Raw genomic sequence first — 13,384 nt, forward strand, 5'->3', positions numbered from 1 at the left:
GGACACGGCCGTGAGCGCGCGGCGAGCGCAGGGTGTCATCCGCGCGGTGGCGGAGGGCGGGATCGACTGCGTGCCGGGCGCGATCGCGGAAAGCGATTTCTCGTGCCTCGGCGGCTATCACGCGGCGGGGCGGCTGTTCGAGTCGGTGCATCCGAGCGCGATTTTCGCGGGCAACGACCTGATGGGCGTCGGTGCGCTGCGCGCGGCGGCCGAGCGCGGCATGCGCGTGCCGGACGACTGCTCGATCATCGGCTTCGACGACATCGAATTCTCCCGCTACACGTATCCCGCGCTGTCGACGGTGGGCCAGTCGGTGCGCGCGCTCGGCGAAATGGCCGCGCAGACGCTGATCGAGCGGATCGGCGGCGGCTCGACGTCCGCGCCGAGCCGTCGTCGCGTCGTGTCGCCGCGGCTCGTGCTGCGCGAATCCACCTCGGTCTATCGCGAGCCGGCCATGCCCGGCCCCAACGCATGACGGCGCGCGCAGCGGCGCCCGGCCGCGTGACGGTGGTCGGCAGCCTGAACATGGATCTCGTCGTGCGTTCGCCGCGGCTGCCGCTGCCGGGCGAAACGCTCGCCGGCCATGCGTATGCGCAGGCGGCGGGCGGCAAGGGCGGTAACCAGGCCGTCGCGGCTGCACGGCTCGGCGCGCGGGTCGCGATGATCGGCTGCGTCGGCGCGGATGCGTACGGCACGGCGCTGCGGGCCGGCCTCGAAGCGGAGTGCATCGACTGCACGGGGCTCGCGACCAGTGCGGCGGCATCGACCGGCGTCGCGCTGATCGTTGTCGACGACGCGAGCCAGAATACGATCGTGATCGTCGCGGGCGGCAACGGGGAAGTCACGCCCGATACGGTCGCGCGGCACGAAGCTGCATTGGCTGCGACCGACGTGCTGATCTGCCAGCTCGAGACGCCGCCGGACGCCGTATTCGCGGCGCTGTCGGCCGGGCGGCGGCTCGGCCGCACGGTGGTGCTCAATCCGGCCCCGGCCGTCGCGCCGTTGCCGGGCGACTGGCTGCCGCTTGTCGATTACCTGATTCCGAACGAAGTCGAGGCCGCCGCGTTGACCGGACTGTCGGTGCGCGATCCGGACGATGCACAGGCCGCGGCGCGCGCGCTGCAGGCGGCCGGGGCGCGCAACGTGCTGATCACGCTCGGCGCGCGCGGCGTGCTGGCGCTGACGGCGGACGGTGCGGCGCGGCATTACCCGGCGCCGGTCGTGCAAGCGGTCGACACGACCGCGGCCGGCGATACCTTCATCGGCGGTTTCGCCGCGCGGCTCGCGGCCGGCGAGGACGTCGATACCGCGATTCGCTTCGCGCAGCGCGCGGCGGCGCTGTCGGTGACCCGAGCGGGTGCGCAGCCGTCGATTCCCACCCTCGCCGAACTGGGCGAATAGAACCGGATTGCCCCCATCGCGGCCGGCGCCTGCAGCAGCAGGCGGCCGGCCGTTTCTTTTCTGGCGTTGTCGCGCAAACCGCGTTGGCATCGTCTTCCTGCCCCGCGAACCGGCAGTGGTTTGCCCCCATTATTCAGCAATCTGTAATTCATGAACTGATTGGTGAAAAAGAGTCGTCGATACCATCAAGTTGGGCCGCGCGCGGTCGTAAATGCATCGGGCGAAACACTGTTTCGAAAACGGGCTCGGCCCGTCCATGACGACGTAAAACAGGAAGGATGATGGTGTTCACAAACCTGACGATTCGTGCGCGCATCGGTTTGACGATGGCGTTTCTCGCCATGCTGCTGGGAGTGATCGGTGTGCTCGGCCTGTACGGGATGACGCGCTCGAACGACTCGACGCGCGAAATTTTCACGAACCAGATGCCGAGTGCGGTGAACGTTGCCGTCGCGGAAATGTATGCGGCGCGCGAGCGGCTGGCGCTCGACCGCGCGGTGATGCTGGCCGGCACGCCCGACGCGGCGGCGGCCGTCGAGCGCAGCCGCAGCATGCGTACGCAGTCCGACGCGTGGTGGCAGAAGTACCTCGCGCTGCCGCGCGGGCCCGAAGAGGACGGGCTTGCCCAGGACGTTGCCGCGAAGCGACAGGCGCTGCAAAGCGCGTGCGACGCGTTCGCGGGCCTCGTCGGCTCGGATCAGCACGACCGGATCGGCGACGGCGCGAAACAGTTGCAGGTGCGCTACAACGAACTCGCGGTCGCGAGCGAAGCGCTGCGCAGCTTTCAGTTCCGCGACGCGCAGGCGAGCTTCAATCACGCGGAATCGGTGTACGAGATGCTGCGGGTGCTGTCGATCGTCGTGCTCGTCGCCGGCTTCGGCGCCGCGGTGTTGTCGTGGCTGACGCTCAGCCGTGCGATCGGCCGTCCGCTCGCGGATGCGCTCGCGCACTTCGACGCGATCGCCGCGGGCGACCTGCGACGCTCGATCGTCGTGCGACGCCGCGACGAAATGGGCCAGTTGCTTGATGGCCTCGCGAAGATGCAGCACGGGCTCGTCGATACGGTGCGCACCGTACGCGGCGGCAGCGAGTCGATCGCGACCGCGGCGCGGCAGATCGCCGCCGGCAACATCGACCTGTCGTCGCGCACGGAAGAGCAGGCGGCGGCGCTGCAGGAAACCGCATCGAGCATGGAGCAACTGACCGGTACCGTGAAGCAGAACGCGGACAATGCGAGGCAGGCAAGTTCGCTGGCCGCGAACGCATCCGAAATTGCGAACAAGGGTAATACGGTCGTCGGCCAGGTGGTCGGCACGATGGGCGAGATCAACGACAGCTCGGCGAAGATCGCGGACATCATCGCGATCATCGAGGGGATCGCCTTCCAGACCAACATTCTCGCGCTGAACGCGGCGGTCGAAGCCGCGCGTGCCGGCGAGGACGGGCGCGGTTTCGCGGTGGTCGCCGGCGAAGTGCGCAGCCTCGCGCAGCGGTCGTCGAGCGCGGCCAAGGAGATCAAGGCGCTGATCGATGCATCGGTGGACCGCATCCGCACCGGTTCGGCGCTGGTCGACGAAGCGGGACGCACGATGAGCGACGTGATCGGTGCGGTGCAGCGTGTGACGGACATCATGGGCGAGATCGCGGCAGCGTCCGAGGAGCAGAGCGGCGGCATCGATCAGGTCGCGCGTGCGGTCGCGCAGATGGACGAGGTGACGCAACAGAACGCGGCGCTCGTCGAGGAGGCCGCTGCGGCGGCGCAATCGCTCGACGAACAGGCCGCGCGTCTGCGCCAGACGGTTTCGGTGTTCCGGATCGACGACGAAGCGGTACGGCCGGCAGCGGGTGTCGCTGCCGCGCGTCAAGCGCCGCGCGCGATGCCTGCCGCGCCGGCAGCCGTGTCGACCGCGACGCCCGCACCGGCGACGGCGTCGGCACGCGACGATCGCGATGCGCCGGCGAAGCGCACGGCAATTGCTCCGTCGGCTCGCAAGCCCGTGGCCGCGTCCGCGACGCCCGCACCGGCGCCGCTTGCAGCCACCGCCGGCGGCGACGACTGGGAGACGTTCTGATTCGCGTGGATCGCGCATCTATCCCCATTTGGTAGCGCACGACGCCCGCGGCATGCGGGCGTCGTCGTTTCGGTGATCGACTGAATGTGACAGCGCACATGAACGATCGTGCATCGTCGCGCGTCGTGTTTTGGCATCCGTGCTACGTACGGGTATCTCCGAAGGATGCGAAAAAAATTTGTAACGGCGCACGTGGCGTGTCGTCGCATACGATCGCTCGAACGTATAGGGATGAAGGGGCGTGAGAACGAAGACGTGGAGGAGAAGCGACGACGACCAGAGCGTCCAACGCACGAGACGTTCCGATGCTCGACGAGACACCGCGGATGCAGTTTCTGCGGCTCGGGAGATCGATTGTAAAGCGTGGAAATGCATTGTCCAACCGGTGTTGTCGAGAATGACGAACTTCATACGAAGAGTTCGTGAAAAAAAAACAGAAAGGGTTTAGGATGAATTCGAACGCGCTTGCTTCTGCGCAGTCATACGAAGGCAAGCACGTCTTCAGACTCAGGCGAGGGAGGTAGCATGGATATTTACAGCAGCTTCGCGAACCGCTTCGAAAAAACGCGAGAGGAAGAGCTCTCGCTGGAGGAGTATCTCGCGCTCTGCAAGAACGATCCGTCAGCGTACGCCACGGCCGGCGAACGCATGCTGGCTGCAATCGGGGAACCAGAACAAATCGATACTCGCAACGACCCGCGCCTGTCGCGGATCTTCGCGAACAAGGTTATCAAGGTCTATCCCGCGTTTCGTGAGTTTTACGGAATGGAGGAAGTGATCGAGCAGGTCGTCGCTTACTTCCGGCACGCCGCGCAAGGGCTCGAAGAGAAGAAGCAGATCCTCTACCTGCTCGGCCCGGTGGGCGGCGGCAAGTCGTCGATCGCCGAGCGCCTGAAGCAACTGATGGAGCGCGTGCCGTTCTATTCGCTGAAGGGTTCGCCCGTCAACGAATCGCCGCTCGGGCTGTTCGACTACGACGAAGATGGCCCGATCCTCGAAGAGCAGTACGGCATTCCGCGCCGCTACCTGAAGAGCATCCTGAGTCCGTGGGCCGTCAAGCGCCTGCATGAATACAACGGCGACATCCGCCAGTTCCGCGTGGTGCGCCGCTATCCGTCGATCCTGCGGCAGGTCGGCATCGCGAAGACCGAACCGGGCGACGAGAACAATCAGGACATCTCGTCGCTCGTCGGCAAGGTCGACATCCGCAAGCTCGAACAGTACGCACAGGACGATGCCGACGCATACAGCTACTCCGGCGGCCTGTGCCTGGCGAACCAGGGCTTGCTCGAATTCGTCGAAATGTTCAAGGCGCCGATCAAGGTGCTGCACCCGCTGCTGACCGCCACGCAGGAAGGCAACTTCAAGGGCACCGAAGGATTCGGCGCGATTCCGTTCGACGGCGTGATTCTCGCGCACTCGAACGAGTCGGAATGGAAGGCGTTCCGCAACAACCGCAACAACGAGGCACTGCTCGACCGGATCTTCGTCGTGAAGGTGCCATATTGCCTGCGCGTGTCGGAAGAGACGAAGATCTACGAGAAGCTGATCCGCAATTCGTCGCTGGCCGAAGCCGTGTGCGCGCCCGGTACGCTGAAGATGATGTCGCAGTTCTCGGTGCTGTCGCGCCTGCACGAACCGGAGAATTCGAGCCTGTTCTCGAAGATGCAGGTGTACGACGGCGAAAACCTGAAGGACACCGATCCGAAAGCGAAGTCGTACCAGGAGTATCGCGACTACGCGGGCGTGGACGAAGGGATGACGGGCGTGTCGACACGCTTCGCGTTCAAGATCCTGTCGCGCGTGTTCAACTTCGATTCAAGCGAGGTCGCGGCCAACCCGGTGCACCTGATGTACGTGCTCGAACAGCAGATCGAACGCGAGCAGTTCCCGCCGGAAACGGAGCAGAAATACCTGTCGTTCGTGAAGGACGTGCTCGCGTCGCGCTATGCGGAGTTCATCGGCAAGGAGATCCAGACGGCTTACCTCGAATCGTATTCGGAGTACGGGCAGAACATCTTCGATCGCTACGTCACGTATGCGGACTTCTGGATTCAGGACCAGGAATTCCGCGATCACGACACGGGCGAGAGCTTCGACCGCGCCGCGCTGAACGCGGAGCTGGAGAAGATCGAGAAACCGGCCGGGATAAGCAATCCGAAGGATTACCGCAACGAGATCGTGAATTTCGTGTTGCGCGCACGGGCGGCCAACGCCGGCAAGAACCCCGTGTGGACGAGTTACGAGAAGTTGCGTGTCGTGATCGAGAAGAAGATGTTCTCGAATACCGAGGAACTGTTGCCGGTCATTTCGTTCAACGCGAAGGGTTCGGCAGAGGAGCAGCGCAAGCATGAGGACTTTGTGAACCGGATGGTCGCGAAGGGCTATACGCCGAAGCAGGTGAGGCTGCTTTGCGACTGGTACCTGCGCGTGCGCAAGTCGTCATGACGCGCGCGGTACCGCGCCCGTGCGGTTCGTCCGCGCGGGCGCCTTCAGAGGCGCCGCCCGCATGACGGCAGACGGCATGCGCGGCGAGTGCCCCGGCAGATCGACTTTCGAGCGGGAGACCGGGAGTGCTTCATCAAATCATCGACCGCAGGCTGGCCGGCAAGAACAAGAGCATCGCCAATCGCGAACGCTTTCTGCGTCGCGTCAAGAACTACATTCGTCGTGCCGTGTCCGACGCGGTGCGCGACCGTAGCATCAAGGATATCCAGAGCACGCAGAGCATCACGATCCCGCGCAAGGACATCGCCGAGCCGAATTTCCGGCACGGGCCTGGCGGGCGCCGTGAGTACGTGCACCCGGGCAACGAGGACTACGTCCGCGGCGACAAGATTCCGCGTCCGCAAGGCGGCTCGGGCGGTGGCGGCAGTCAGGCGAGTAACGAGGGCGAAGGTCAGGATGACTTCGTGTTCGAGCTGTCCCGCGACGAATTCATGCAGTATTTCTTCGACGATCTCGAACTGCCGCGCCTCGTGAAGACGCACCTGTTGACGGTGCCGAGCTGGAAGAACGTGCGCGCGGGCTGGTCGGCGGAAGGCACGCCGAACAACATCGACGTCGTGCGTTCGCTCAGAAGCGCGCTCGGCCGGCGCATCGCGCTCGGCTCGCCGCTCGTCAACGAGTTGCGCGAACTCGAGGCGCAACTCGAGGCGCTGAAGAACGACACCGAGGACCGCCGCACGGAAATCGCCGCGCTCGAAGCCGAGATCCATCACCTGAAAGGGCGCATCTGGCGAATTCCGTTCATCGATCCGTTCGACCTGCGCTATATCAATCGCGTGAAGCAGCCGCAGCCGTCGAGCCAGGCCGTGATGTTCTGCCTGATGGATGTGTCGGGTTCGATGGACGAGCAGCGCAAGGATCTCGCGAAGCGCTTCTTCATCCTGCTGTACCTGTTCCTGAAGCGCAACTACGAGCGTATCGAGGTCGTGTTCATTCGTCACCATACGCGTGCGGAGGAAGTCGACGAGGACACCTTCTTCCATTCGACCGAAAGCGGCGGCACGGTGGTGTCGAGCGCGCTCGAGCTGATGCGCAAGGTGATGAACGAGCGCTACTCGCCGACGGAATGGAACATCTACGGTGCGCAGGCGTCGGACGGCGACAACTGGACCGACGATTCGCCGAAGTGTCGCAAAATCCTGGAAGAGGATATCCTCACCAAGACGCGCTACTTCGCGTATATCCAGGTCGCACCGGAAGAGCAGAACCTGTGGCTGGAGTACGCGCAACTGGCGCTGTCGCAACCGCATCTCGCGATGAAAAAAGTCGAATCGGCTGCCGACATTTACCCGGTGTTTCGCGAATTGTTCGAAAAACAGGTGGAAATGTCATGACGACCCGCCACCTGCACAACGAGTCGCGCGGCTACGCGCCGCGCCCTTCCGGCGACGACACGGCCGGCCCTGCCGCATCGCAGCAAAGCGGCCGGACCGAAGCGTCGGCGCCGGCCGCCGACTTGCCCGGAGCCGGGCAAAAGGAAGCGCGTATGAACGTTGCCGAACGCAAGCCGCTGCCGTGCCCGTCCGACTGGACGTTCGAGCTGCTCGAGGAATACGACACGCATATCGCGCAGGTCGCCGAGCAATACGAGCTCGACATCTATCCGATCCAGCTCGAGCTGATCAGCGCCGAGCAGATGATGGATGCCTATGCGTCGGTCGGGATGCCGGTCAACTACCGGCACTGGTCGTTCGGCAAGCACTTCCTCGCGACCGAGAAGAGCTATCGCCGCGGCCAGATGGGCCTCGCGTACGAAATCGTCATCAATTCGAATCCGTGCATCGCGTATCTGATGGAAGAGAACACGATGACGATGCAGGCGCTCGTCATCGCGCACGCGGCGTACGGGCACAACTCGTTCTTCAAGGGCAACTACCTGTTCCGGCTGTGGACCGACGCGCACGCGATCATCGACTATCTCGTGTACGCGAAGAACTACGTCGCCGAATGCGAGGAGCGCTACGGGCTCGATCGCGTCGAGGAACTGCTCGATTCGTGCCATGCGCTGATGAACTACGGCGTCGACCGCTACAAGCGGCCGCAGAAACCGTCGCTGTCGAAGGAAGCCGCGCTGCGGCGCGAACGCGAGGCGTATCTGCAGTCGCAGGTCAACGAGCTGTGGCGTACGCTGCCGGGCAAGAAGCCCGAGCAGATGGAGGAGCAGGACGATCGCTATCCGCCGGAGCCGCAGGAAAACCTGCTGTATTTCGCGGAGAAGAACGCGCCGCTGCTCGAGCCGTGGGAGCGGGAAGTGATCCGCATCGTGCGCAAGATCGGCCAGTACTTCTACCCGCAGCGGCAGACGCAGGTGATGAACGAAGGCTGGGCGACGTTCTGGCACTACACGCTGCTGAACACGCTGTACAACCAGGGCAAGCTGGAAGACGGTTTCATGATGGAGTTCCTGCATTCGCACAGCAACGTGGTCTACCAGCCGCCCGTCACGAAGCCGTACTACAGCGGGATCAATCCGTATGCGCTCGGTTTCTCGATGATGAGCGACATCCGGCGGATCTGCGAGTCGCCGACGGAAGAGGACTACAAGTGGTTTCCGGAGATCGCGGGCACGCCATGGCTGCCTGCGATGCACTACGCGATGCGCAACTTCAAGGACGAGAGCTTCATCGCGCAGTATCTGTCGCCGAACCTGATTCGCGAGATGCGGCTCTTCTCGGTGCTCGACGACGACATGCGCGATTCGCTCGAGGTGTCGGCGATCCACGACGAATCCGGCTACCAGTACGTCCGGCAGGCGCTGTCGCGGCAGTACGACATCCATCATCGCGAGCCGAACATCCAGGTATGGGCGGTGAACACGCGCGGCGATCGCAGTCTCACGCTGCGTCACTTCATGACCGACAACCGCCATCTGTCGAACGACAGCGACGAAGTGCTCAAGCACATGGCGCGGCTCTGGCAGTTCGACGTGTTCCTGGAAAGCGTCGACGAGGCCGGCACCGTGCGCAAGCGCTACGAGTGCCGCTACGTGCCGCCGGAGGTGCGCGTCTGAGCATCGATGGCAAAAGTTTGCATGCAACGCCAGCCTGACGGCTGGCGTTTTCATATGACGAGCGCGCGGCACGAGAAAAATTTTCTACATCCGGACGAACCCGGAGAGCCTGTTACTTTACATTTCGCTAAAATCCCGTGGCGTCGTGCGCCGGAACCGGTGCCACGTGCAACCGCACGCGGCGGCCCAGCCGTCTCGCCCAGAAAGCACTAAAAGGAACAGACCAACCCATGGACGTCCAGACCGACCAAGCTGCGCTGTCCGCGCATGACACCCGGCGGCGCGTGTTCGCCATCGTCGGCGCCTCGTCGGGCAACCTCGTCGAGTGGTTCGACTTCTATATCTACTCGTTCTGCGCGCTGTATTTCGCACCGGCGTTCTTCCCGAGCGGCAATACGACGACGCAGCTGCTGAACACGGCCGGCGTGTTCGCGGCGGGTTTCCTGATGCGCCCGATCGGCGGCTGGCTGTTCGGCCGCATCGCCGACCGGCACGGGCGCCGCGCGGCGATGATGATCTCGGTGCTGATGATGTGCGGCGGCTCGCTCGTGATCGCGGTGCTGCCGACCTATGCGCAGATCGGGGCGCTGGCGCCGGCGTTGCTGCTGGTCGCGCGCCTGTTCCAGGGGCTGTCGGTGGGCGGCGAATACGGCACCAGCGCGACTTACATGAGCGAGGTCGCGCTGAAGGGGCGGCGCGGCTTCTTCGCGTCGTTTCAGTACGTGACGCTGATCGGCGGCCAGCTGTGCGCGCTGCTGGTGCTCGTGATCCTGCAGCAGGCGCTGTCGCATGACGAACTGAAGGCATGGGGCTGGCGTATTCCGTTCGTCTGCGGTGCGGCGGCCGCGCTGATTTCGCTGTACCTGCGCAAGTCGCTCGACGAAACGTCGACGAGCGCGTCGCGCGACAAGAAGGACGCGGGCACGATCCGCGGCGTATGGCAGCACAAGGGCGCGTTCTTCACGGTGGTCGGTTTCACGGCCGGCGGCTCGCTGATCTTCTACACGTTCACGACGTACATGCAGAAGTACCTGGTGAACACGGCCGGCATGCACGCGAAGACGGCCAGCAACGTGATGACCTTCGCGCTGCTCGTCTACATGCTGATGCAGCCGGTGTTCGGCGCGCTGTCCGACAAGATCGGCCGCCGCACGTCGATGATCCTGTTCGGCGCGTTCGCGGTGATCGGCACGGTGCCGCTGATGCTTACGCTGAAGACCGTGACGAGCCCGGTCGCCGCGTTCGTGCTGATCACGATCGCGCTGGCGATCGTCAGCTTCTACACGTCGATCAGCGGCCTGATCAAGGCCGAGATGTTCCCGCCGGAAGTGCGCGCGATGGGCGTCGGCCTGTCGTATGCGGTCGCGAACGCGATCTTCGGCGGCTCGGCCGAGTATGTCGCGCTGTGGTTCAAGTCGATCGGCAGCGAGGAAACCTTCTACTGGTACGTGACCGTGCTGTGCGCGATCTCGCTGATCGTGTCGTGGCGGATGCGCGATCCGAGCAAGGAAGGGTATCTGCGTCACGAACCGTGATCGATCGGGCCGCCCGGCCGATACGGCCGGGTTGTCCGCTGCGGCGTGCAACACGGCGGCACGCAGAACGCAGCACCTCATACGACGGCGCTCCGCCATGCAGGCGGCGCGCCGTTTTTTCATCCGGCGCGGGATCGCGTGCAAGCTCATCGCGGCCCCCGCGATATCGATATCGAAATCGCTTCGTTGTCCGTCGCGGGCGATGCTTTTATTCTGAATCCGTAGTTCGTGTGACACCTCCTTGACTGGGATTCTCGCCCGCTGCGTGCAGCGGGCGTCTTTTTTTGTGCCCGGAACCTGCGTGCCGGCGACCTGCATGCCTCATCACGAATGCCGCAGAGCAAAGCACCATTTGTTGGTTCGGATTCGCCGCACGCGCTGATACGTTAGCGGCTTCGCGACAACACACTGCGTCGCGACGTTCCTCGAACCGGCCGCCGTGCGATCCGCGGCGGCCTTCATAACAAATCAGGTTGTGCTCATGAAAATCCACACTCTCGCTACGTGGCTCGTCGGAGCCGCACTCGTGACGGCCGGCACGGTCGCGCATGCGGACCGGCTCGACGACATCAAGAAGGCCGGCGTGCTGCGCGTCGCGACGTTCGACAGCAATCCACCGTTCGGCTATGTCGACGGCAAGAGCAATCACATCGTCGGCCTCGACGTCGACTATGCGAAGGCGCTGGCCGACAAGCTCGGCGTGAAGCTTCAGCTTCAGCCGACCAACCCGGCGAACCGCATTCCGTTCCTGACCTCCGGCAAGGTCGATCTCGTGCTCGCCAACTTCACGATCACCGACGAGCGCGCGAAGCAGGTCGACTTCAGCATTCCGTATTTCTCGTCGGGCCAGCAGTTCCTCGCGAAGAAGGGCGTGCTGAAATCGGCCGACCAGCTGAACGGCCTGCGCATCGGTGCGGACAAGGGTACGACGAACGAAATCACGCTGCGCGAGAAATACCCGAAGGCGACGATCGTCGCGTACGACGACACGCCGTTCGCGTTTGCCGCACTGCGCGCCGGCAACGTGCAGGCGATCACGCAGGACGGGCCGAAGCTGATCGGCCTGCTTGCGAACGTGCCTGACAAGCAGAACTACGAGATCCCGGCGTTCACGATATCGAACGATTACATGGGTGTCGGCGTGCCGAAGGGCGAGACGCGCCTGCTCGGCTTCGTGAACGATACGCTCAAGGGGCTCGAGGCGAACGGCCGCGCAGGGCAGATCTACGACGCGTGGTTCGGGCCGGCGACGAAGACGCCGCTCACGCGCATCTTCCGGATCGGCGACAAGACCTGAGCCGAGTGCGCCGCGATCCGCCGCCGGCCGGGCCGGTGTGCGCGGTTCGCGGCGTTTTCCGTTCTTATCCGTCTCTTCTTATCGCGCGTCTTGCGCGCGCACCACGGCATGCTCGGGTTGGCCCCCAAATATCTGTCCTGGCTCTGGCAGGGCTTTCTGCTGACACTCGGCCTCGCGACCGCGTCGGCCGTCGCCGCGACCGTCGGCGGACTGTTGCTCGCGGTGATGCGGCATGCGCGCGGCAACGCGCTGCGCATGCTGGCGACCGGTTACGTCGTTGCATTCCGCAATACGCCGCTGCTCGTGCAACTGCTGTTCTGGTATTTCGGCGTCGCGTCGCTGCTGCCCGACACGTGGACCGCGTGGCTGAACGCGCGCCATGAAGTGGGCATGGGGCCGCTCACGCTCGCATGGCCGTCGTTCGAATTCGTCGCGGGCTGGATCGGGCTGAGCGCGTACACGACCGCGTTCGTCGTAGAGGAGTGCGAAGCCGGCCTGCGCGGCGTGCGCCGCGCGCAGCACGACGCGGCGGCGGCGCTCGGTCTCACGCCGATGCAGTCGCTGCGCTACGTGGTGCTGCCGCAGGCCGTGCGCATCGCGCTGTCGCCGCTGTTCGGTCAATACATGAATCTCGTGAAGAATTCATCGCTCGCGATGGCGATCGGCGTTGCCGAGCTGTCGTACGCATCGCGGCAGGTCGAGACGGAAACGTTCAAGACGTTTGCCGCGTTCGGCGTCGCGACCGTGCTGTACGTCGCCGCGGTCGCCGCGATCGAGGCCGGTGCATACGCGGCCACGCAATGGCGCGACCGGCTCGGGGCAGGGCGCTGACGATGGATTTCTCGCTGCTGCTCTCCAACCTGCCGTACCTGCTCGTCGGTGCTTTTCCGGACGGCCCGCTCGGCGGCGCCGCGCTGTCGCTCGTGCTGGCGATCGCGTCGGCGCTTGCGTCGGCCGTGCTCGGTGTGGCGCTCGGCGTCGCGATGGCGCTCGCGCGCGGCCCGGCACGCGTGCTGTTGCTCGCGTTCATCGGCTTTTTTCGCGCGATTCCGGTGCTGATGCTGATCTTCTGGACGTACTTCCTGATGCCGATGCTGCTGCACATGGACGTGCCGGGGCTCGCGACGGTCGTCTGCGCGCTGGCACTGATCGGCGGCGCGTATCTCGCGCACGCGGTACATGCGGGCATCGTCGCGGCCGGCGACGGGCAGTGGCAGGCCGGGCTGTCGCTCGGGCTCACCCGCTGGCAGACGGTGCGCTACGTGCTGCTGCCGCAGGCGATCCGGATCATGACGCCGTCGTTCGTCAACCAGTGGGTCGCGCTCGTGAAGGACACGTCGCTCGCGTATATCGTCGGTGTGCCGGAACTGTCGTTCGTCGCGACGCAGGTGAACAACCGGCTGATGATCTATCCGGCGCCGATCTTCCTGTTCGTCGCGGCGATCTATCTGGTGCTGTGCACGTCGCTCGACGGCGCGGCGCGCTGGCTGCTGACGCGCCGTCCACGCGCGGAGCGCATGGCGCAGGCGACGACCGAACGCACGGAACCGGCGCGGTGACG

10 protein-coding genes are annotated in these 13,384 nt (G+C 64.7%); all 10 read left to right on the forward strand.

Features of this window, described 5'->3' with window-relative positions; genetic code table 11:
- On the forward strand, window positions 1-475 hold a 475-nt coding region (locus J7024_RS28810; RefSeq protein WP_234745665.1), incomplete at its 5' end, for a substrate-binding domain-containing protein.
- The gene (gene rbsK, locus J7024_RS28815; RefSeq protein WP_124825762.1) at window positions 472-1,401 is read left to right on the forward strand and encodes a ribokinase; all 930 of its coding nucleotides are present in this window, start codon (window positions 472-474) and stop codon (window positions 1,399-1,401) included. The genes J7024_RS28810 and rbsK, both read left to right, overlap by 4 nt.
- A gap of 281 nt (window positions 1,402-1,682) precedes the next feature.
- On the forward strand, window positions 1,683-3,473 hold the full coding sequence (locus J7024_RS28820; protein WP_124825761.1) for a methyl-accepting chemotaxis protein: 1,791 nt from the start codon (window positions 1,683-1,685) through the stop codon (window positions 3,471-3,473).
- A gap of 525 nt (window positions 3,474-3,998) precedes the next feature.
- Entirely contained in the window at window positions 3,999-5,921 is a 1,923-nt protein-coding gene (locus tag J7024_RS28825) for a PrkA family serine protein kinase (RefSeq protein ID WP_096505402.1), read from the forward strand.
- Window positions 5,922-6,046: 125 nt separating this feature from the next.
- The gene (locus J7024_RS28830) at window positions 6,047-7,315 is read left to right on the forward strand and encodes a YeaH/YhbH family protein (protein WP_124825760.1); all 1,269 of its coding nucleotides are present in this window, start codon (window positions 6,047-6,049) and stop codon (window positions 7,313-7,315) included.
- Window positions 7,312-8,991: a SpoVR family protein gene (locus J7024_RS28835; RefSeq protein ID WP_124825759.1), complete on the forward strand. Its 1,680-nt coding sequence runs from the start codon at window positions 7,312-7,314 to the stop codon at window positions 8,989-8,991. The genes J7024_RS28830 and J7024_RS28835 overlap by 4 nt, the downstream gene beginning before the upstream one ends.
- A 230-nt stretch (window positions 8,992-9,221) precedes the next feature.
- Window positions 9,222-10,526, forward strand: a complete 1,305-nt coding sequence (locus J7024_RS28840) for an MFS family transporter (protein ID WP_124825758.1) — start codon at window positions 9,222-9,224, stop codon at window positions 10,524-10,526.
- 481 nt (window positions 10,527-11,007) lie between these two features.
- A complete protein-coding gene (locus J7024_RS28845; protein ID WP_175750839.1) occupies window positions 11,008-11,823 on the forward strand; it encodes an ABC transporter substrate-binding protein in 816 nt (271 codons plus the stop codon).
- A 108-nt stretch (window positions 11,824-11,931) separates the two neighbouring features.
- Window positions 11,932-12,654, forward strand: a complete 723-nt coding sequence (locus tag J7024_RS28850) for an amino acid ABC transporter permease (protein WP_175750840.1) — start codon at window positions 11,932-11,934, stop codon at window positions 12,652-12,654.
- Window positions 12,655-12,656: 2 nt separating this feature from the next.
- Window positions 12,657-13,382, forward strand: a complete 726-nt coding sequence (locus J7024_RS28855; RefSeq protein WP_124825755.1) for an amino acid ABC transporter permease — start codon at window positions 12,657-12,659, stop codon at window positions 13,380-13,382.
- Window positions 13,383-13,384 lie beyond the last annotated feature (2 nt).

The sequence above is a fragment of the Burkholderia sp. WTPI3 genome, assembly GCF_021483755.1.
In the GTDB taxonomy this organism is placed as follows: Bacteria; Pseudomonadota; Gammaproteobacteria; order Burkholderiales; family Burkholderiaceae; genus Burkholderia.

Excerpts from the sequence above, each read along its gene's own strand:
- rbsK (WP_124825762.1), top strand. The coding sequence starts at position 472 with ATGACGGCGCGCGCAGCGGCGCCCGGCCGCGTGACGGTGGTCGGCAGC.
- J7024_RS28820 (WP_124825761.1), top strand. The coding sequence starts at position 1,683 with ATGGTGTTCACAAACCTGACGATTCGTGCGCGCATCGGTTTGACGATG.
- J7024_RS28825 (WP_096505402.1), top strand. The coding sequence starts at position 3,999 with ATGGATATTTACAGCAGCTTCGCGAACCGCTTCGAAAAAACGCGAGAG.
- J7024_RS28835 (WP_124825759.1), top strand. The coding sequence starts at position 7,312 with ATGACGACCCGCCACCTGCACAACGAGTCGCGCGGCTACGCGCCGCGC.
- J7024_RS28840 (WP_124825758.1), top strand. The coding sequence starts at position 9,222 with ATGGACGTCCAGACCGACCAAGCTGCGCTGTCCGCGCATGACACCCGG.
- J7024_RS28845 (WP_175750839.1), top strand. The coding sequence starts at position 11,008 with ATGAAAATCCACACTCTCGCTACGTGGCTCGTCGGAGCCGCACTCGTG.
- J7024_RS28850 (WP_175750840.1), top strand. The coding sequence starts at position 11,932 with ATGCTCGGGTTGGCCCCCAAATATCTGTCCTGGCTCTGGCAGGGCTTT.
- J7024_RS28855 (WP_124825755.1), top strand. The coding sequence starts at position 12,657 with ATGGATTTCTCGCTGCTGCTCTCCAACCTGCCGTACCTGCTCGTCGGT.